Here is a 19557-nt window from a genome sequence, read left to right as displayed (position 1 = left end):
TCGGCGTCCTCCGGGCGCTTCATTGTCTGGCCAGCCCGGCGCCGGTCAAGGGTTCCCTACGGCGCTTCGCGCCCTTGACAGTCGCCGTGCGGGACAGAAGAGCGCGCCTATCCGGATGCCGCCGACGGTCTGGTCGATCCATGTTCCGGGCACGGCCAAATCTTGGATCGGTCGAATGGTCACACACCGCACGAAAGCCGGCCGGGAACATGCAGTTCGTGACCAATCGAAACACGTTCCACCCACCGATCCGGACGGGCGGTGCGCCATCCACCCTTCCTGCCTGGTGAGACGGTGGATCATCCACCGCCGGCCGGTAGGCGACCGACCACAGGTCGGCGTCGTCCCGATAGCCAGCCAAACTCGGCCGAAGCGGCGCAGTCAAGGGCGCGCAGCGGCGAAGCGAACCCTTGACGGCGCCGGTGGAGGCCGCACGCTGGCGCTATCGGGAGGACGACCTCCAACACCAACCACTGACGTCAACCACCGAGCCGATGCATCGCCACCGTGGCGAGCACCAGCTCACCAGCCTCGTCGGAGGCGTCCAGGTCCGCGATCGCGTCGATCACCCAGTCGTGGTTGCCGTCCGGGTCGTGGAGCGTCTGCCGCAGCCGCCACAGGCGCGCGGTGACGCCCTCCTCGACGCCGACCGGCTCCCCCACCTCCGGGGTGATCGACAGCAGCTTCGGCGACCGGGCATCGGCGTCGGTCGGCAGCGAGTCGTGCTCGGCGTAGTAGTCCTCGATCGCGGCGTCCCACGACGACCGTGTCATGACGACCTCGCGCGGCGGCTCGGTCCTGTCCGCGGCAGCACGCTCGAGCGCCATCAACCCGTCCAGGCTGTCCCGGGCGACCAGGTCGACCCGGCGCCACATCGCGTTGCGGACCATCACCGTGAACGGCCGCTCCTGCTTCGAGATCGGTCGCGGTGACGGCGGTGCCTCGTGGAGAGCGACGTCCGACCGCACGTGCTCCGGGTCGGCCAGTGCCTCCCACTCGTCGAGCAGCGAGGAGTCGGTCTGCCTGACCGTCTCCCCCAGCCACTCGATCAGGTCCTCGAGCTCGGGCGTGCGGTGCGCGTCGGGCACGGTCTGCCGCAGCGTCCGGTAGGCGTCGGTCAGGTAGCGCAGCACCAGCCCCTCCGACCGGGCCAGCTGGTAGCGGCTCACGAAGTCGGTGAAGCTCATCCCCTGCGCATACATCTCGCGCACGATCGACTTCGGCGACAGCGCGTCCTCGCGCAGCCACGGGTGCCGCTCGCGGTAGATCTCGTACGTCGCACCCAGCAGCTCGGCCAGGGGCTGCGGCCAGGTGACCTCCTCGAGGAGCGTCATCCGCTCCTCGTACTCGATCCCGTCGGCCTTCATCTCCGCGACGGCCTCGCCGCGGGCGATGTACTGCTGCTGGAAGAGGATCTGCCGAGGACCCTCCAGCACCGCCTCGATCACCGAGACGATGTCGAGGGTGTAGTCCTCGGACTCCGGGTCCAGTACGTCGAGCGCGGCCAGCGCGAAGTGCGCGAGCGGCTGGTTGAGCGCGAAGTCGAGCGGCAGGTCGACGGTCATCACGTAGCGCCGGCCGAACTCGTCCAGCTCGTCGAGCCGGGTCAGCGTGCCGGACCGCAGCAGCGAACGCGCCAGCCGCACCGCGCGCCGGGCGAGCCGCAGCTGCGAGCGCCGGTCCTCGTGGTTGTCCATCAGCAGCCGACGCAGCACCGGGAAGGCGTCCTCCTCGCGGGCGAGGACGTTGATCAGCATCGCGTTGTCGACCTTCATCCGCGACACCAGCGGCTCGGGCTCGCCGGCGACCAGCCGGTCGTAGGTCTGCTCGGTCCACACGACCGTGCCCTCGGGCGGCTTCTTCAGCTGGGCCTTGCTGCCCCGCTTCGCCTGCTTCTCGGCGCTCATCGCGGCGTTCTTGGCTGCGGCCTTCGCCTTCGCGCGTTCGTTGGCGATCGTGTGCTCGGGCGCCTGCACGACGACGTACCCCGCCGTGTCGAAGCCGGCCCGCCCCGCGCGCCCCGCGATCTGCAGGAACTCCCGCGTGCGCAGCACCCGCTGCCGGTTGCCGTCGAACTTCGCGAGCCCGGTGAAGAGCACGGTCCGGATCGGGACGTTGATGCCGACGCCGAGGGTGTCGGTGCCGCAGATGACCCGCAGCAACCCGCTCTGCGCGAGCTGCTCGACGACCCGGCGGTAGCGCGGCAGCATGCCCGCGTGGTGCACGCCGATCCCCTTGCGCAGGAGCTTGGAGAGCGTCTTGCCGAAGCCGGCGCCGAAGCGGAAGCCCGCGAGCCGCTCCCCCAGCTCATCGCGCTGCTCCCGGTCGGCGGCGGCCCAGCCGGCGTTCAGCAGGTTGGTCGCGTGCTCGATCGCGTCCTTCTGCGTGAAGTGCACGACGTAGACCGGTGACTGGTTGGTCGTCACCAGCTCCTCGAGCGTCTCGGCGACCGGGGTCATCGCCCAGGTGAAGTTCAGCGGCACCGGACGTACGGCGTCGTCGACGACCGTCGTCTCGCGGCCGTTGCGGCGGCTGATGTCCGCGGCCAGGTCGGTGACGTCGCCCAGCGTCGCCGACATCAGCAGGAACTGCGCCTGCGGCACTCGATCAGCGGCACCTGCCAGGCCCAGCCCCGGTCCGGCTCGGCGTAGAAGTGGAACTCGTCCATCACCACCAGCCCGACGTCGGCCGTCGCACCCTCGCGCAGGGCGATGTTGGCGAGCACCTCGGCGGTGCAGCAGATGATCGGGGCGTCGGAGTTGACCGATGCGTCACCGGTCAGCATCCCGACGTTGTCGGCGCCGAAGACCTCGCAGAGCGCGAAGAACTTCTCGCTCACCAGCGCCTTGATTGGCGCGGTGTAGAAGGACACCCGGTCCTCGGCGAGCGCAGCCCGGTGGGCCGCCTCCGCGACCAGCGACTTCCCGGAACCCGTCGGCGTCGCGAGGATGACGTTGTCGCCCGCCAGGATCGCCAGGATCGCCTCCTCCTGGTGGTCGTACAACGACAACCCGCGCTCCGCGGCGGCCGCGGTGATGTCGTCCAGGAGGTCGGTCACATGACCATCTTCGTCACTGCTGGAGCAGGTCGACCACGCGGGTCCACCCCATGCGCCGAGCGAGGTCGAGCGCGGTGTCGCCCTCCGGCGTACGTCGGTCCCGATCCGCTCCCCGCTCGAGCAGCACCTCGACGATGGCAGCGTTGCCCGCGCAGGCCTCTCGGTGCAGGGCGGTGACGCCGTCGTCCCCGTCGGGGAGCACGAGGTCGGGATCGCTCCGGAGGAAGTCCGCAGTCGCCAGCGAAGCGGGATGCTCGACGAGATACTCCGGGTGCTCGTCCTGCTCGGGCATGAGGCGGACGTCGCCCGGCCGGCCGAAACGCATTCTCCAGGCGCGGTCGTGACGACGCCGCTCCCACAGACCCAGCGAGGACCGGTGGACCTGGACGGTGAAGCCGCCGTACGCCGTGCCGAACAGGCTGTAGAGCCAGTCCTCGATCTGCTCCGGGGTGGCGTGGACCCGGCCGCCCGAGCCCGTCGTGGCGCCGCAGATCTGCCGGCCGTCGAAGTCGAGGTCCTCGAGCCAGACGTGTTCGACAAACCCCGGCCGGTCCGGATCGGCGACCGCCACCTGCACGGAGGCACGCTCCAGCATCGGTTCGTCGTCGCGACGCTGGTCCCAGGTCAGCTCGCGCCAGAAGATCCCGATGGATCCGCGTGCGCTCGTCATGGCAGCCGCGAGCTCAGGGGTCTCGGCAGGCACGACGACGGCATCGCGGTGTCCGGTGCCGTGACCCATGCGCGGATCATCCCCATGGATGGCCCGTTCACACGCGCTCGATCAGTCGCGGGCCCTCGGATGCGCGGTCGCGAAGACCTCGCGCAGGTTGTCGACGGTCACCAACGTGTAGACCTGGGTGGTCGTCACCGACGCGTGTCCCAGCAGCTCCTGCACGACGCGTACGTCGGCCCCGCCGTCGAGCAGGTGGGTCGCGAAGGAGTGGCGCATCGTGTGCGGCGAGACGTCCTTGGTCACGCCGGCGCGGTCGGCGGCCTTGACCAGCACCGCCCACGCCGACTGGCGCGACAGCCGGCCACCGCGGGCGTTCAGGAAGAGCGCCGGCGTGCCCCGCCCCTCGGACACCAGCTCGGGCCGCCCGCGCACCAGGTAGTTGTCGACCGCCTCGCGCGCGAAGGACCCGACCGGCACGATCCGCTCCTTGCTGCCCTTGCCGCGCAGCAGGACGGTCCCGTCGACCGCATCGAGGTCGTCGACGTCGAGCCCGACCGCCTCGGAGATCCGCGCCCCCGTGCCGTAGAGCACCTCGAGCAGCGCCCGGTCCCGCAGCGCCAGCGTCGTCCCGGGTGCTCCCGCAGCCTCGAGGATCGCCTCGACGTCGGCGAGCGGCAGCGCCTTGGGGAGCCGCTTGGCCGGCGTCGGCGGTTTCACCGCGCCCGCCGGGTCGACCGTCGCCAGCCCGTCGGCGACCGCGAACTTGTGGAAGCCCCGCACGGCCACCACGGTCCGCGCCGCCGACGTCGCGCTGAGCGGCGGATGGTCGGCGTCGCCCTCGCGCAACCGCATGAGAAAGCCGGACACGGTCGCCTCGGTGATGTCGGCCAGCTCCTCGACGTCGTTCGCGGCGAGGTACTCCTGGTAGCGCCTCAGGTCGCGGCGGTACGACGAGAGCGTGTTGGCCGCCAGCCCGCGCTCGACCGACAGGTGGTCGAGGTAGGTGCGGACGGCCCGCACGATGTCAGGCAATTGCCGCCTCGAGGGACACGGTGTCGATCCCCACCGCCTCGCCGACCGGCCCGTTGGTGAGCTGGCCCGCGTGGGTGTTGAGGCCGAGCGCCAGGCTCCGGTCGTCGCGGCAGGCCTGCGCCCAGCCCTTGTCAGCCAGCGCCACGGCGTACGGCAGCGTGGCGTTGGTCAGCGCGTACGTCGAGGTGTTCGGCACCGCGCCCGGCATGTTGGCGACGCAGTAGAACGTCGAGTTGTGCACCTGGAACGTCGGGTCCGCGTGCGTCGTCGGGTGCGTGTCCTCGAAGCAGCCGCCCTGGTCGACCGCGATGTCGACCAGCACCGAGCCCGGCTTCATCTCCGAGACCAGCTGGTTCGAGACCAGCTTGGGTGCGGCCGCACCCGGGATCAGCACCGCGCCGATGACCATGTCGGCCTCGCGCACCTGCTGCTCGAGGGCCAGCTTGGACGACGCCAGGCCGTGCACCCGGTTGTTGTAGCGCCAGAACGACATCCGGAGCTTGTCCAGGTCCGTGTCGAGCAGCGTCACGTCGGCACCCATGCCGAGCGCGATGTTGGCCGCGTTCTGACCGGATACGCCGGCACCGATGATGACGACCTTGGCGTTGGCGACACCGCCGACGCCACCCATCAGCACGCCGCGGCCGCCCTGGGCCTTGAGCAGCGAGTAGGCGCCCACCTGGGGCGCGAGGCAGCCCGCGACCTCGGACATCGGGTAGAGCAGCGGCAGCCCGCCCGAGGGCAGCTGCACCGTCTCGTAGGCGATGCCCGTGATCTTGCGGTCGAGCAGCTCCTGGGTCAGCGGCTTGTCGGCGGCGAGGTGCAGGTAGGTGAAGAGCGTCAGCCCCTCACGCATCCGGTGGTACTCCTCCGCGACCGGCTCCTTGACCTTGAGCACCATGTCGATGCTGCCGTCGGTCCCCCACGCCGAGTCCGCGTCCGCGACCATCGTGGCCCCGGCCGCGACGTACTCCTCGTCCGGGATGGAGGAGCCGACACCGGCGCCCTTCTCGATGAAGACCTCGTGCCCGTGGGCGACCAGCTCGTGCACGCCGATGGGCGTGATCGCGACGCGGTACTCGTGGTTCTTGACTTCCTTCGGGACGCCGACCTTCATTGCTCAGCTCCTTGTCTGCTCGGCTCGCAGCGACACTATCGCTCCGCCTCGAGCCGACGTGACCTAGGGCACGTCAAGCGGGAAGGGGCTGGAGCTTGCGCTTCTCGATCTCCTTGATCCGCGCCCTGAGCCGCTTGAACTCGGCGCGCTGCTTCGGGGTCATGGCGGCCGGCTTGTAGGCGAGGTTGTGCCGCTCGAGCGGGTCGCGCTGCAGGTCGTACATCTCCCACTCCGAGGGCTTCTTCCCGCTCTCGTCGTAGTACTTCGCGAGCTTCCAGCGCTTCTCGCGGACCATCACGATGTGGTTCGGCGCCGGGATGTAGGGACCCTGCGACTGGCCCGACTGCCAGTCGTCGAAGGTGAAGACCACCCGGTCCTGGGTCGGCTTCACCGCCTTGCCGAGCACGTGGGCGGAGTAGTCGATGCCTTGCCAGTCGCTGCTCCGCGCCGACGCAGGAGCCTCGACCAGCGCGGCCAGCGTCGGCAGCAGGTCGACGTGCGAGATCAGCTGCTCCGACTTCCGGGCCTTCGGGTAGAGCACCGGGTTGGAGAAGACCATCGGCATGTGGATGGTCTCCTCGTAGGCGTTGAAGCTCTTCTGCCGCATCGTGTGGGCCAGCGCCATCTCACCGTGGTCGGCGGTGCGTACGACGACGGTGTCGTCGAGCTGGCCGGTCGACTCGAGCGTGTCGAGGATGTCGACGAGGTACTGGTCCGCGAGCTTGAGCAGGTTCCCGTAGAAGTTGAGGTAGTTGATCATCATCTGCTGGTTGCGCAGCGGCCCCGACGCCCCGAACAGCTTCGCGAACTGGGCCTGGCACTTCGGCTTGGTCGACAGGTCCTCGTTGAACGTCACCGGGAGCCCGATGTCACCCACCAGCCAGGAGTCGTCGTACCCCGCCTGGACGTACTTCGGCGGAGTCATGTTCGCGGGGCCGGGGTAGAAGAGCGCGTCGTGCGGGTTGATCAGCGCCACCACCAGGCACCACGGCTTGTCGCCCTCGGTGCGGGTGGTGAGGAACTTCAGCACGCCCTCGGTGCCGTCCGCGGCGTCACCGTCGTCGTTCATGTAGTGACCGTCGTGGTCGACGATCCCGCCACCGGCCTCGTCGATGTCCTGGTTGCTGCCGCCGTCCGGCGGGCTCCAGCGGTCGAATCCGTAGCGCGCGAGGTCCTCGGGCGACCAGTCGTCACCGACCGGCTTGGACAGGTGCCACTTGCCCTTGTAGACCACGTCGTAGCCCGCCGCCTTCATCACCGAGGCGAGGTTGACCAGCTCGGTCGACAGCTCGACCTGGGGGTACTGGTCGGCCGGCATGTCCTCCTCGAGCGTGTACTTCACGCCGTGCTGCGCCGGGTAGAGGCCGGTGAAGAGCGTGGCGCGCGAGGGAGAGCACATCGCCGTGTTGCAGAAGGCGTTCTCGAAGCTAACGCCGTTCTTCTTGAGCCGGGTCATGCCGGGCAGGTTCTTCTCCTCCCACCCGGCCGGGAAGTGCATCGTCTTGCGCTGCTGGTCGGTGATGAAGATCAGGACGTTCTTGCCCGCGAACGAACCGGCCTCCGCTGCCTGGGCGGCCTCGGCGGCCGTGCCCACGAGCGCTGCGGTCGGTGGGACGGCTGCGGCCGTCGTGAGGAGTCGTCGTCTGCTCAGCATGGTGGGTCCTCCTGGTCTCGGACGTCCAAACTATTGGCACACCAAGTGACATGTCTTGTCAATGACCAGGGACATCAGAGAGCCAGGTCGAGGACCAGACCCTGGTGGGCGGCAACGACGTCGAGGTCGCCCGCCGCCAGCGCGCGGGTGTGCTCGAGGATCTCGTCCACCTCGTCGTCGGTGCGCCACGGGTCGTGGTGGAAGAGGACCAGGGTGCGTACGCCGGCCTCGCGGGCCAGCTCGACGGCGTACTCCACGCTCGCGTGGCCGAGGTAGTCGACGCCCGGGAACTGCTCGGCCAGGTGCTGCGCGTCGTGGATGAGCACGTCGGCCGACGTCGCCAGCGCCAGCGCCGCCTCGTGCCGCTCCCCCAGCCCGTCCGGACCGGGACCTGCCGAGGTCGGGCTGTGGTCGGACAGGTAGGCGACCGAGCCGCCGTCGCGTTCGACCCGGTAGCCGAAGGCGCGACCGCCCTTGTGCGGGATCTCGCGCGCGAGCACGTCGTACCCCTCGATCTCGCGCCACCCTTCGGCGAGCCCGGTGAAGGTCCACCCGTCGCCGAGCACGCGCGGCGTGACCGGGAAGTGCGGCGGCGAGAAGGCCCGCTCGAGGACGGCCTCGGCCGACTCCCCCTGCTCGGGCAGGTAGAGGTCCAGCCGGGCCCCCGGCGCCCCGCCGCCGCGGAAGAACGGGAGTCCGTGGGTGTGGTCCCAGTGCAGGTGGCCGAGCAGCACCGACCCGTCGAACGGCGCACCGCCGAGCAGCGGCGTGACCGCCGTCAGGCCGGTCCCGGCATCGAGGACCAGCCGCGGGACGTCGTCTCCCGTCGAGATCGCCACGCACGAGGTGTGGCCGCCGTAGCGGACGAACTCCGGGCCGGGCGACGGGGTGGAGCCGCGCACCCCGCAGAAGGTCAGCCTCACGCTGAGATCAGACCACGCGCCTGCGCCGTCAGGAGGGCGATCGCCACATGTGCGTCGCGCACGCGCCCGTCGAGGATCGCCGCCCGCAGGTCGGCGACCGGCACCCAGCCGACCTCCATCTCCGCTTCTTCGTGCTCGGGGTGGAAGTCGCCGCGACCGACCTCGGTCAGCCCGCGCGCCAGGAAGTAGTGGCACTCCTCGGCCGAGATGCCCGGTGAGGAGTACGCCGAGGTCAGGTGGACCCACTCCCGGGCCTCGTAGCCCGCCTCCTCGACCAGCTCGCGCCGGGCGACCTGCTCCGGCGACTCACCGTCGATGTCGAGCAGGCCCGCCGGCAGCTGCACCAGGGTGGCGCCGACGGGGTGGCGGTACTGCCACAGGCACAGCGCCCGGTCGTCCTCGTCGAGGGCGAGCACGATCGCCGCGCCCGGGTGCTCGAGCACCGTCCGGGAGAACGGTTCGTCGTCGGGGTGTCCCGGCCGCCGGATCTGGTCGTCGCGCAGCCGGACGACCCAGCCGCCTCCGTCCCACACCTCGTGGCTCTCGGCCACCGGCCATCGCTCGGACCGGTCCTGCAGCTCGGGGTCGCCCATACCGGGCGACGTTACCGGGTCAGTCGTTCTCGTCCGCGCGGTGCAGCAGGCTCTCGTCGATCGGGAAGCGGAGCTCCTTCTGCCGCTCGATCGCCGCACCGACCAGCCCGGCGAAGAGCGGGTGCGGGCGGGTCGGGCGCGAGCGGAGCTCGGGGTGTGCCTGGGTCGCGATGTAGTAGGGGTGCACCTCGCGGGGCAGCTCCACGAACTCGACCAGGTTGTTGTCCGGCGACGTGCCGGAGAAGACCAGGCCGGCCTCCTCGAGCTGGTCGCGGTAGCTGTTGTTGACCTCGTAGCGGTGCCGGTGGCGCTCCTCGATCAGCGCCTCGCCGTACGCCGCCCGGGCGACCGAGCCCTCCTTGAGCGCGGCCGGGTAGAGGCCGAGCCGCATGGTGCCGCCGAGGTCGCCGGCGCCCTCGACGAAGTCGATCTGCTCCGCCATCGTCGCGATCACCGGCTCCGGGGTGTCCGGGTCGAACTCCGTCGAGCCGGCCTTCTCGAGGCCGAGCACGGTGCGGGAGTACTCGATGACCATGCACTGCAGGCCGAGGCACAGGCCGAGCGTCGGGATGCCGTGGGTGCGGGCGTAGGTCAGCGCGCCGAGCTTGCCCTCGATCCCGCGCACCCCGAACCCACCCGGCACGCAGACCGCGTCGACGTCCTGGAGGTTGCGGGCCGCACCGGCCGGCGTCTGGCACTCGTCCGAGGCGATCCAGCGGATGTTGACCTTGGCCTCGTGGGCGAAGCCGCCGGCCCGGAGCGCCTCGCCGACGGAGAGGTAGGCGTCGGGCAGGTCGATGTACTTGCCGACCAGCGCGATCGTGATCTCCTCCTTCGGGTGGTGCACCCGGCGCAGGAGGTCGTCCCAGACGGTCCAGTCGACGTCGCGGAACGGCAGGTCGAGACGGCGTACGACGTAGGCGTCGAGCCCCTCGCGGTGCAGGACCTTCGGGATGTCGTAGATCGACGGCGCGTCCGCCGCCGTGACGACGGCGTCCTGGTCGACGTCGCACATCAGCGAGATCTTCTTCTTGATCGAGTCGGGCAGCTCCCGGTCGGCGCGGCAGACCACCGCGTCGGGCTGGATGCCGACCTGGCGGAGCGCGGCGACCGAGTGCTGGGTCGGCTTGGTCTTCAGCTCGCCCGAGGGACCGATGTAGGGCACCAGCGAGACGTGCAGGAAGAAGACGTTGTTGCGGCCGATGTCGTGGCGCACCTGGCGCGCGGCCTCGAGGAACGGCAGGGACTCGATGTCGCCGACGGTGCCACCGACCTCGGTGATGACGACGTCCACGTCCGGGCCGCCCATGGCGAGGACGCGTTCCTTGATCTCGTTGGTGATGTGCGGGATCACCTGGACCGTGTCGCCGAGGTAGTCGCCGCGGCGCTCCTTGGCGATCACGCTGGAGTAGACCTGCCCGGTCGTGACGTTGGCGATCTGGCCGAGGTCGGTGTCGAGGAACCGCTCGTAGTGACCGATGTCGAGGTCGGTCTCCGCACCGTCGTTGGTCACGAAGACCTCGCCGTGCTGGAACGGGTTCATCGTCCCGGGGTCGACGTTCAGATAGGGGTCGAGCTTCTGCATGGTCACGCGGAGACCGCGTGCCTTGAGAAGGCTGCCGAGGCTGGATGCCGTCAGGCCCTTCCCGAGAGAAGAGGCGACGCCTCCAGTGACGAATACGTGCTTGGTGGGCGTCCCGTTGTTCACGGAATTCGATCCTACGTGACGGGGACGGTTCCGTCCGAACCCGACGCACCGAAGGAACCTCCCTGAACTGTCAGAGAACGGATCAGGGCGAGCACGGCGGTGACCTGACCGAGCGGCGTGTCGGCCCCGTCGACGGTGGTGACCTTCTCCGCGCCGGTCTCCGCACGCAGACCGGTGAGGTCGCCTGCGGAGGCCGCCGAGGCGGTGTCACCGACCACGACGACCCCGGTGGCCTTGGCCGCCAGGCCGGACGCGAGACCCGACAGGATCGCGGGATCGGCCTCGTCACCGAGGACGACCAGGACCACCTGGCCCCGGGTCGCACCGTCGGGAGTGGTCAGCAGCTCGGCGCCGGAGAGGCTCTCGCGCACGGTGGAGACGTCCGCGCTGGGCAGGTCCGATCCGGAGACGCCGAGACCGATCAGCTGACCGATCCGGTCGTACGTCGGCGCGTCGGTCGTCACCGCTCCCGAGCCGAGCTGCGTCATGAGCTGGCTGCCGAGGGTGTCGACCAACGACTTCTGGCCGGGGTCCGTCAGGGCCGGCTGCACGTCGTAGGTGCCGGTGACCGTGCCGCCCGCGGCCTCGACCTGGGCGCCCAGCGCGCTCACCTCGTCGCCGTCAGCGCCCGGCAGCGTCACGATCGACACGGTGTGGTCCTTGAGCCCGCCGGCGTACAGCGTGGTCGCGGACGCAGCCGCGAAGTCGTCGCCGTACGACGCGGTCTGCGCGACCGCCCGCTGCTCGTGGGTGGTCGCCGCGGCCGGGTCGTCGTCGCGGCCGAGGTCGGTCAGAGGACCGCCGCCGAGGACGATGCCGACGGCCAGCGCGAGGAAGACCGCGACGAGCGAGACGATGTGGTGGCGGTACGAGATCACGAGAGAAGTCCCTGCACGGTGTCGGTGAGCGAGTCGTAGAGCGTGTCGAACCAGTCCTGGCCGACGGGGGTGACGGCGAGGGCGGCGGCCAGGGCGATCAGGCCGGCGAGCAGCACCAGGAGCACGTGCCAGGGCCGCACCCGCCCGGAGTAGAGGTAGGGCAGGGCAGCCGCGTCGACCAGCCGCGGGCCGACCTTGAGCCGGGTCAGGTAGGTGCTGGCCAGGCCGGGGCGCTGGCTGTCGAGGAACTCCTCGAGGGTGGCGTGCATGCCGACGCCGACGATCACGGCCGCCTCGGACGCATCCACGAGGATCAGGGCGGCGTCCTCGGGGGTCGCGGCCGACTCGAAGACGAGCGGCCGGATGCCGATGCGCTCCAGGGAGTCGAGATGGGCGCGCCCGGCACCCCGGTCGGTCCGCACCACCACGTCGCGCGCCGCGCGCAGCGTCTTGGCGGCGGGCAGGTCCGCGTCGCCCGCGTGGGCGTCGAGGACGATGATGTCCGGCTTGAAGCCAGCCGCCCGGAGCAGGTCGGCGCCCGAGCCGACCCCGACGAGCACGGGGTCCTGCTCGCGCAGGAACGAGCGGATCGCGGCCAGCTCGCTCTCGTGCTCGTGACCCTGCACGACCACGACGACGGGCCGGCCGGCGACCCGGGTGTTGAGCCGCGGGAGTCCGCGACCGTGGAGGAGCAGGTCCTGCTCGCGCCGCAGGAACTCCGTGCTGTTGTGGGTGAAGGTCTCCAGCTGGGTGACCAGACCGACGCGAGCACGCTCCATCTCGGCCTCGACCGTCTCGACGTCGAGCACGCGCCCGGAGGCGACCGGCTCGCCGTCGACGTACACGGACCCGTCGTGCACCCGCACCCGCGCACCGTCCGAGATCGCGGCCAGACCAGCTGACCCGACGGAGTCGAGGACGACGACGCCCGCCGTGACGAGGGTCTGCGGCCCGAGGTTCGGGTAGCGGCCGGAGATCATCGGCGCCGCGTCGACGACCGCCGTCACCCCTCGGTCGACGAGGGCCTGGGCGGTCGCCCGGTCCAGGTCGAGGTGGTCGATGACCGCGACATCACCCTCGCGCAGCCGTGGCAGCAGCGCTCGGGTGCGGCGGTCGACGCGGGCGGTGCCGTCGACGCCGGGCAGATCAGGGACAGAACGTTGGCGGACGGGAGACCTCATGACCCCGCCATGGTGTCAAAGCACAGACATCGATCCGGGACCCGCCGGGGGCCGGGCGTGTCAGGCCCCCCGCGCCTCCTGGGCGACCTCGAGGAGCTCGCGGGCGTGGGCCAGCGCGGTGTCGGAGTCGGCCAGGCCGGCGAGCATCCGGGAGAGCTCGCGCTCGCGCTGGGCATCGTCGAGCACGGTCAGGCCGGAGCTCGTGACCGAGCCGTCGGACGACTTCTCGACCACGACGTGGCGGTCGGCGTACGCCGCCACCTGGGGCAGGTGGGTGACGACCAGCACCTGTGCGGAGCGCGCGAGCCGCGCCAGCCGCCGACCGACCTCGACAGCGGCGGCGCCACCGACCCCCGCGTCGACCTCGTCGAACACGAACGTCGGCACGGGACTCGTCCCGGCCAGGGCGACCTCGAGGGCCAGCATCACGCGGGAGAGCTCGCCGCCGGACGCGCCCTTGTTGAGCGGGCGCGGCTCGGAGCCGGTGTTGGCCGCGAGCATCAGCTCGACCTCGTCGGCACCCGACGCCGTGAACCGCTCCGTCGGGCGGACCTCCACGCTCAGCCGTGCGTGCGGCATGGCCAGCAGCGTGAGCTCGGAGGTGACCTCTGCTGCGAGTCGGCCGGCCGCCTCGGTGCGTGCGGCCGACAGCGCTGCGGCCGCCGTGCCCCGGTCGCGGGTCAGCGACTCCTGGGCCGAGCGGAGCTCCTCGATGCGTCCGTCGGTGTTGTCGAGGTCGAGCAGCCGGGTGGCCGCCTGCTCGGCCCACGCGAGCACCTCGTCGACGGTCTCGCCGTACTTCCTGGTCAGGGCGGTCAGCGCCGCGCGCCGCTCGGACACGGCGGCCAGGCGGGCGGGGTCGGTGTCGACGCCGGTGGCGTACGACGCCACGTCGGCGGACAGGTCGGAGAGCAGGTAGGTGAGCTCGGCCAGCCGGTCGGCGAGGTCGCCGGCCTCGGAGTCGTGCTCGCGGACGCCGTCGAGGAGCGTGCGGGCCGCCGAGACGGTGGTGAGGGCGTCGGGGTTGCCCTCCTCGCTCGAGAGGGCCTCCCGCGCCTGCTCCGCGGCGGTGCGCAGGGTGTCGGCGAACCCGAGTCGAGCCTCGTCGGCCGCCAGCGTGACGTCCTCCCCCGGCTCCGGTGCGACGGCCTCGACCTCGCCCAGTCCGAACCGCAGCAGGTCGGCCTCCTGCGCCCGCTCGCGGGCGTGGGCGACGACCTCCTCGAGCTCGCGCTCGACGGCGTCAAGGCGTCGGTAGAGGTCGGCGTACGTCGTCAGCAGGCCAGCGATCGTGTCGCCACCGAACCGGTCGAGCGCCTCGCGCTGGGCGCGGGCCTGCAGCAGCCGGTGCTGGTCGGACTGGCCGTGCACGGCGACGAGCGGCTCGGCGACCTGGGCGAGCGACGTGATCGGCACCGAGGCGCCGCCGACGAAGGCACGGGACCGGCCCTCGGCCGACACGTTGCGAGCCAGGACGACCCGGTCGTCCTCGACCACGCCCCCGACCTCCTCGACCGCGTCCGTGAAGCCGGCGAGGCCGTCGACGCACACGACGCCCTCGACCCGGGCGGTCTTCGCGCCGGTGCGGACCGCGCCCGTGTCGGCGCGCCCGCCCAGGAGCAGCCCGAGCGCGGTCACGATCATGGTCTTGCCGGCACCGGTCTCACCGGTGATCACCGTCAGGCCGGGGCCGAGCTCCAGGGTCGAGGACTCGATCACGCCGAGCGACGAGATCCGGATCTCCTCAAGCATCGGTGTCCCCGGTCGACTCCTGGTCGAGCCGACGACGACGTTCGGTGGAGCCGCGCCAGCCCTCGACCGGGAGGCCGAACTTCGCCACCAGACGGTCGGTGAAGGGCGCCTCGTGCAGCCGGACCAGCCGCACCGGGACCGCACCGCGGCGTACCTCGATCCGGGCTCCCGGCGGCAGGTCGACCGCGCGGCGGCCGTCGCACCACAGCACGCCGGCGCCCTCGGTCTGGGCCAGCACCTCGACGGCCAGCACGGAGGTCGGCGCGACCACGAGCGGGCGCGCGAAGAGGGCATGGGCGCTGATGGGGACCATCAGCAGGGCCTCGACGCCCGGCCAGACCACCGGACCCCCGGCGCTGAAGTTGTAGGCGGTAGAACCGGTCGGCGTCGCGCAGACGACACCGTCACAGCCCCACCGGGAGAGCGGGCGGCCGTCGACCTCGACGACCACCTCGAGCATCCGCTGCCGCGCGGCCTTCTCGACGCTGGCCTCGTTGAGCGCGAAGGTGCGGTAGGCGACCTCGCCGTCGCGGTGGACGGTCACGTCGAGCGTCAGCCGGTCCTCGGTCGTGTAGCGCCGGTGGACCACGGCGTCGATGGTCGACTCGAGGTCGTCGTACTCCGCCTCCGCCAGGAACCCGACGTGGCCGAGGTTGACCCCCAGCACCGGTGTCCCGGTCGGGTGGGTGAGCTCAGCGGCGCGGAGGATCGTGCCGTCACCGCCGATCACGAGCACCAGCTCGCAGCCGGCGCTCGGGTCGTCCTCGGGCGCGATCTCGACGATCTCGCCGTCGGCCTCCAGGCCGAGGTCGTCGGCCTCGCCGGCGATCAGGCGTACGACGATCCCGTGGGAGCTGAGCGCCTTCGCGAACGCGCGCGCGACCTCGCGAGCCTCCTCGCGCCCCGTGTGCGCGACGAACAGGACGCGGCGGTCCTCGGAAGCGCTACTGGTCGTCACGGGTCCACCTTCTCACCCGGGACCCCCGACGGTGCGGCACTGACCACGTGCCTGTGGATGTCGTCGTCGGCCACGGTCGCTGGACCCTGTCGCAGCCACAGGAAGAACTCGACGTTGCCCGACGGTCCGGGCAGCGGGCTGGTCGCGACCATCCGGGCGCCCCACCCGCGCTTCGCAGCGGCGGCGGCCACGCCGAGGACGGTCTCGGCGCGCTGCTCCGGGTCGCGGACGACGCCGCCCTTGCCCAGCCGCTCCTTGCCGATCTCGAACTGCGGCTTGACCATCAGCGCCAGGTCCGCGTCCGGAGCCGAGACCCCGAGGAGCGCATCCAGGACCAGCTCGAGCGAGATGAAGGAGAGGTCGCCGACCACGACGTCGACCGGCGCGCCGATCAGCTCCAGGGTCAGGTCCCGCACGTTGGTGCGGTCGTGGACGACGACCCGGTCGTCGGACTGCAGCTTCCAGGCCAGCTGGCCGTAGCCGACGTCGACGGCCACCACCTGGGCCGCCCCGTGCCGCAGCAGGACGTCGGTGAAACCGCCCGTCGAGGCACCGGCGTCCAGGCAGCGGCGTCCGGCGACGACGAACCCCGCAGGCTCGAAGGCCGCGAGCGCTCCGGCGAGCTTGTGACCGCCCCGCGACACGTAGTCGGGACGGTCCGGGTCGTCGAGCACGACGATGGCGACGTCCGTGGTGACCGACGTCGCCGGCTTGGTCGCGAACCCACCCGAGACCTTCACCCGGCGCAGCTCGATCAGCTCGCTCGCGTGCTCACGCGAGCGGGCGAGGCCCCGGCGGACCAGCTCGGCGTCGAGACGCAGACGGCGCGGTGGCACGGTCAGGCGGAGTCGGAGGGCGTGTCGAGGGCGCGCCGCAGCTCGGCGTGCGCGGTCTCGAAGACACCCACGTGCTCCTCGAGCGGACGGTCCTCGAGCTCCTCGACGGCGGCGATCACCTCGTCGACCTCCGGCACGTCGGTGCGGACCCGCTCCGCCTCGTCGGGGGTGTGCAGCTCGGCGTCCTCGTTCATGGTCCGAGGCTACCGCGCCGGAGGCTCCAGACCGTCGCAGGCCACCGGCTCACCCGCATCGTCGAGGTGCGCCCACGCGGCGCTGGCGACCACCCGCCACCAGTCCCCCGCCGAGCCGTCCCCCGAGACCGTCAGCCGGCCGTCGCTGACCTCGGCCCGCCACCCGTCGGCATCCGGCTCCGGGTGCGCCTCGAGCAGCCCGGCGAGGTCCGGAGCGACGTACGTCGGACGCTGCTCCGGCTCCGCCGCGACGAGCGCCGCGAGGTCGGTCACGCCGGTCAGCACCAGCAGCGAGTCGTAGCCCGCCCGGCGGGCACCCTCGATGTCGGTGTCGAGCCGGTCGCCCACCATCAGGGGACGCTTGCCCCCCACGCGCCGCACGGTCTCGTCGAGCAGCGGCCGCTCCGGCTTGCCGGCGACCACCGGATCGACCCCGGTGAACCGCTGCAGCATCTCGACCTGGACGCCGTGCCCGGGCGCGACCCCGAAGGGCGCCGGGAACGTGTGGTCCGTGTTGCTCGCGACCCACGGCAGCCCGTCCCGGATCCGCACGGCGGCCCGCATGATCGACCCCCAGGGCACGTCCGGCCCGTAGCCGGTCACGATCGCGATCGCGTCGTCCTCTGCCCCGACCGGCACCAGGTCCGCCTCGAGCAGCGCCTGCTCCAGGCCCGCGGCGCCGAGCAGCACCACGCGGGCACCCGCGCCGAGGCGGTCGACGAGCAGACGCGCCGCCGCCTGCGAGGAGGTGACCACGTCGCTCGCGTCGGCCTCGATGCCCAGGTCGCGCAGCTGAGCCGCCACCTGCTCGGGTGGACGCGAGGCGTTGTTGGTGACGTAGGCGAGACGCATCCCCTGGCTCGCTGCCTCGGCGAGGTGCTCGGGCGCGCCCGGGACGGCCTCGGGGCCGACGTAGACCACGCCGTCGAGGTCGAGCATGGCCAGGTCGTACGCGCGGCACAGGGCCTCGTCCGACGAACCGAGCACGTGTGCCTCCTCAACCGAGCCCCTGGGAGTTGGCACCCTACGATGCTTCGATGGACTCCGGCGCTGTGGTCTCCCCTCCGCAGGTCGGGGGGCCGTTCCGGCTGCTGCCGTTCCAAGGTCTGCGGCTGGCGCCGAACCGGATCGGCGACCAGATCTCGGCTCGCGCGTTCGCCCGCCCCTACCGCGGCGTCGCCGCCCGTCTGATCGCCTGGGAGCGCACCGGCCAGCTCGCTCACGACGCGACGGCTGCGCTCTACCTGCACGAGTACACCGCTGCCGGGGTCACCGTCCGCGGCCTGGTCGGCGCGCTCGACATCTCGCACACCGCCACGCGGATCGAGGACGTCGTCGTGCTGCCCCACGAGGGCATCCATCCCGCCCAGGCGGCCGAGCTCGCCGACCGGATGGCGGAGATGGAGATGAACCCCGCCCCCATCCTGCTGGTGCACCGTGGCTCCGACGACGTCCGCCGCATCCTGCGGGAGGTCCGTGACGGCGAGCCGAACCACCAGTTCACCGACCGCTCGGGTCACTACCACCGGGTCTGGGCCATCCACGGTCCCGCACGCCTCGAGGCCCTCACCGACGGCCTCGCCGGTGCCCGGACCCTGGTCGCCGACGGCCACCACCGGTTCGCGGCCTACCTCCGCCTGCGCGAGACGCTGCCCGGTCCTGCGACCGATGCAGGCCTGGCCATGCTGGTCGACCAGGGCGACACCCCGCTCTACCTCGGCGCCATCCACCGGGTGCTGGTCGGCGCGACGCTCGCCGACATCGCCACGGCACCCCAGGTCGCCAGCTTCACCCGGACCGGCCCCGAGGAGGCCGTCGCCAGCCTGGGCGCCGACACCCTGGTCGCCACTGACGGCCACGACTGGGGGATCCTGCGGCTCCAGGTCGGCCCGGAGCGTCTGGCCGTCCAGGCCCTCCACAACGACCTGCTGCCGGTGCTGGCGCACCCCGCCTCGGACATCGAGTACGCGCACTCCGTGGACGACGCACTCCTGGGCGTCGTCGACCGGCCGGCCGTCGCCATCTTGATGCCCGCGCCGGAGTTCGGCGACGTCCTCCGGATCGCGGCCACGGGTCAGCTGCTGCCGGAGAAGGCCACCTCCTTCCAGCCGAAGCCCAGTGTGGGCGTCCTCATCCGCTCTCTTCGGGACGGGTAGGAGCGCGTCGGACGACCCGGCCGGAGATCATCTCCACCTCCACGCGCGAGGCGGCCGCGCCGCCGGCGCGGAAGAACCGCCGGCGCACGGAACCCTCGACCTCGACGACGTCGTCGACGGACCACGAGCTGACCGAGCGTCGGGCTCGCGCCGACCAGGCCGCGCAGTCGAGCGCGTCGACGCTCTGCTTGCTGATGTGGCTGGTCGGCCGCGGGACCACGACCCGGAAGGTCCACACGACGTCCCCACTGGGGAGCACCCGCTCCTCCGGCTGCTGGGACACCCGCCCGACCAGGCGGACCTCGTTGACCATGGTCGGCTCGGCATCGGACCGAGCCTGCTTCTGCTTCTGTGTGCTCATCACACATCACCTCCGACGCCGACCCTGAGGTCGGCCGCCGACAGTGACGCGGTGCCGAGAAGAGGCGTGTGCAGAACCGTGTCAGGAGCGGAACTGTGGATGAGAAATGGTCTGAAATCGACAGTAGGGCCACCCTTGCGGGTGGCCCTACTGGAAAGAATGTCCGGCGGCGTCCTACTCTCCCACAACCTCTCGGTTGCAGTACCATCGGCGCTTAAAGGCTTAACTTCCGGGTTCGGGATGGGACCGGGTGTTTCCCTTTCGCTATGGCCGCCGTAACTCTTGCGGTCACACATCCAACCGGGATCTGTCACGGTGGTGTGTTTCCAAGCCATTATTCAGATGTGCAGCCCAAGTGAGCTGTTCTGTGGTTTGTGTTTGGTTCGTGGACGCGAACATACGCTTTGCAGGGTTTGTAAAGTGTTTGTGGGACAAGCCCTCGGCCTATTAGTACCGGTCGGCTAGGCATTGCTGCTGTACACC

The 19557-nt window shown here is 71.2% G+C and carries 16 protein-coding genes, 1 rRNA gene and 1 pseudogene; 1 reads left to right on the top strand and 17 read right to left on the bottom strand.

Translation table 11 applies throughout. The features are described 5' to 3' along the window. Nucleotides 1-479 precede the first annotated feature (479 nt). The 15 genes and pseudogenes from ABLE68_RS18100 to ABLE68_RS18025 all read right to left on the bottom strand — a co-directional run bounded on the left by ABLE68_RS18100 (nt 480) and on the right by ABLE68_RS18025 (nt 17544). Nucleotides 480-3058, bottom strand: a pseudogene (locus ABLE68_RS18100) (DEAD/DEAH box helicase). A gap of 13 nt (nt 3059-3071) precedes the next feature. Then, nucleotides 3072-3797, bottom strand: coding sequence for a DUF2314 domain-containing protein (locus ABLE68_RS18090; RefSeq protein WP_348873320.1), 726 nt, complete (start codon nt 3795-3797; stop codon nt 3072-3074). Nucleotides 3798-3839: 42 nt separating this feature from the next. After that, nucleotides 3840-4763: a site-specific tyrosine recombinase XerD gene (gene xerD / locus ABLE68_RS18085; RefSeq protein WP_348873319.1), complete on the bottom strand. Its 924-nt coding sequence runs from the start codon at nt 4761-4763 to the stop codon at nt 3840-3842. After that, entirely contained in the window at nt 4756-5880 is a 1125-nt protein-coding gene (gene ald, locus ABLE68_RS18080) for an alanine dehydrogenase (protein WP_348873318.1), read from the bottom strand. Before ald ends, xerD begins: the two co-directional genes overlap by 8 nt. A 73-nt stretch (nt 5881-5953) precedes the next feature. After that, nucleotides 5954-7534, bottom strand: a complete 1581-nt coding sequence (locus ABLE68_RS18075; RefSeq protein WP_348873317.1) for a sulfatase family protein — start codon at nt 7532-7534, stop codon at nt 5954-5956. Nucleotides 7535-7608: 74 nt separating this feature from the next. Then, on the bottom strand, nt 7609-8457 hold the full coding sequence (locus ABLE68_RS18070) for an MBL fold metallo-hydrolase (RefSeq protein WP_348873316.1): 849 nt from the start codon (nt 8455-8457) through the stop codon (nt 7609-7611). Continuing rightward, nucleotides 8454-9050, bottom strand: coding sequence for an NUDIX domain-containing protein (locus ABLE68_RS18065; protein ID WP_348873315.1), 597 nt, complete (start codon nt 9048-9050; stop codon nt 8454-8456). The genes ABLE68_RS18070 and ABLE68_RS18065 overlap by 4 nt, the downstream gene beginning before the upstream one ends. A 19-nt stretch (nt 9051-9069) precedes the next feature. Next, nucleotides 9070-10758 (bottom strand): CTP synthase, encoded by a 1689-nt coding sequence (pyrG, locus tag ABLE68_RS18060; protein WP_348873314.1) that lies wholly within the window; start codon nt 10756-10758, stop codon nt 9070-9072. 11 nt (nt 10759-10769) lie between these two features. After that, a complete protein-coding gene (locus ABLE68_RS18055; protein ID WP_348873313.1) occupies nt 10770-11636 on the bottom strand; it encodes a copper transporter in 867 nt (288 codons plus the stop codon). Further along, the gene (steA, locus tag ABLE68_RS18050; protein ID WP_348873312.1) at nt 11633-12817 is read right to left on the bottom strand and encodes a putative cytokinetic ring protein SteA; all 1185 of its coding nucleotides are present in this window, start codon (nt 12815-12817) and stop codon (nt 11633-11635) included. The genes ABLE68_RS18055 and steA overlap by 4 nt, the downstream gene beginning before the upstream one ends. Before the next feature lie 60 nt (nt 12818-12877). Beyond that, entirely contained in the window at nt 12878-14569 is a 1692-nt protein-coding gene (gene recN, locus ABLE68_RS18045) for a DNA repair protein RecN (RefSeq protein WP_348873311.1), read from the bottom strand. Then, the gene (locus ABLE68_RS18040; protein WP_348873310.1) at nt 14562-15527 is read right to left on the bottom strand and encodes an NAD kinase; all 966 of its coding nucleotides are present in this window, start codon (nt 15525-15527) and stop codon (nt 14562-14564) included. Before ABLE68_RS18040 ends, recN begins: the two co-directional genes overlap by 8 nt. Further along, nucleotides 15524-16363 (bottom strand): TlyA family RNA methyltransferase, encoded by an 840-nt coding sequence (locus tag ABLE68_RS18035; RefSeq protein ID WP_348873309.1) that lies wholly within the window; start codon nt 16361-16363, stop codon nt 15524-15526. Before ABLE68_RS18035 ends, ABLE68_RS18040 begins: the two co-directional genes overlap by 4 nt. A 2-nt stretch (nt 16364-16365) precedes the next feature. After that, nucleotides 16366-16557 (bottom strand): hypothetical protein, encoded by a 192-nt coding sequence (locus tag ABLE68_RS18030; protein ID WP_348873308.1) that lies wholly within the window; start codon nt 16555-16557, stop codon nt 16366-16368. A 9-nt stretch (nt 16558-16566) separates the two neighbouring features. Further along, nucleotides 16567-17544, bottom strand: a complete 978-nt coding sequence (locus ABLE68_RS18025; RefSeq protein WP_348873307.1) for an HAD-IIA family hydrolase — start codon at nt 17542-17544, stop codon at nt 16567-16569. Between the two features lie 50 nt (nt 17545-17594). Between ABLE68_RS18025 and ABLE68_RS18020 the strand changes: the two genes are divergently transcribed. Further along, nucleotides 17595-18713: a DUF1015 family protein gene (locus ABLE68_RS18020; protein WP_348873306.1), complete on the top strand. Its 1119-nt coding sequence runs from the start codon at nt 17595-17597 to the stop codon at nt 18711-18713. Here the strand turns inward: ABLE68_RS18020 and ABLE68_RS18015 are convergent. Together ABLE68_RS18015 and rrf are read right to left on the bottom strand one after the other, a co-directional pair. Further along, a complete protein-coding gene (locus ABLE68_RS18015) occupies nt 18688-19074 on the bottom strand; it encodes a single-stranded DNA-binding protein (protein ID WP_348873305.1) in 387 nt (128 codons plus the stop codon). The genes ABLE68_RS18020 and ABLE68_RS18015 overlap by 26 nt on opposite strands. Before the next feature lie 161 nt (nt 19075-19235). Beyond that, nucleotides 19236-19352, bottom strand: a 5S ribosomal RNA gene (gene rrf / locus ABLE68_RS18010). Nucleotides 19353-19557: the final 205 nt, after the last annotated feature.

It is taken from the genome of Nocardioides pollutisoli (genome assembly GCF_040045055.1).
In the GTDB taxonomy this organism is placed as follows: domain Bacteria; phylum Actinomycetota; class Actinomycetes; order Propionibacteriales; family Nocardioidaceae; genus Nocardioides; species Nocardioides tweenelious.
The sequence above is the reverse complement of the archived record's forward strand: the minus strand, read 5'-3'. Positions and strand labels throughout refer to the sequence as shown.

Coding starts and splice junctions, on each gene's coding strand:
- ABLE68_RS18090 (WP_348873320.1), bottom strand. CDS start 3,797: ATGGGTCACGGCACCGGACACCGCGATGCCGTCGTCGTGCCTGCCGAG.
- ald (WP_348873318.1), bottom strand. CDS start 5,880: ATGAAGGTCGGCGTCCCGAAGGAAGTCAAGAACCACGAGTACCGCGTC.
- ABLE68_RS18075 (WP_348873317.1), bottom strand. CDS start 7,534: ATGCTGAGCAGACGACGACTCCTCACGACGGCCGCAGCCGTCCCACCG.
- ABLE68_RS18065 (WP_348873315.1), bottom strand. CDS start 9,050: ATGGGCGACCCCGAGCTGCAGGACCGGTCCGAGCGATGGCCGGTGGCC.
- steA (WP_348873312.1), bottom strand. CDS start 12,817: ATGAGGTCTCCCGTCCGCCAACGTTCTGTCCCTGATCTGCCCGGCGTC.
- recN (WP_348873311.1), bottom strand. CDS start 14,569: ATGCTTGAGGAGATCCGGATCTCGTCGCTCGGCGTGATCGAGTCCTCG.
- ABLE68_RS18030 (WP_348873308.1), bottom strand. CDS start 16,557: ATGAACGAGGACGCCGAGCTGCACACCCCCGACGAGGCGGAGCGGGTC.
- ABLE68_RS18020 (WP_348873306.1), top strand. CDS start 17,595: ATGGACTCCGGCGCTGTGGTCTCCCCTCCGCAGGTCGGGGGGCCGTTC.
- ABLE68_RS18015 (WP_348873305.1), bottom strand. CDS start 19,074: ATGAGCACACAGAAGCAGAAGCAGGCTCGGTCCGATGCCGAGCCGACC.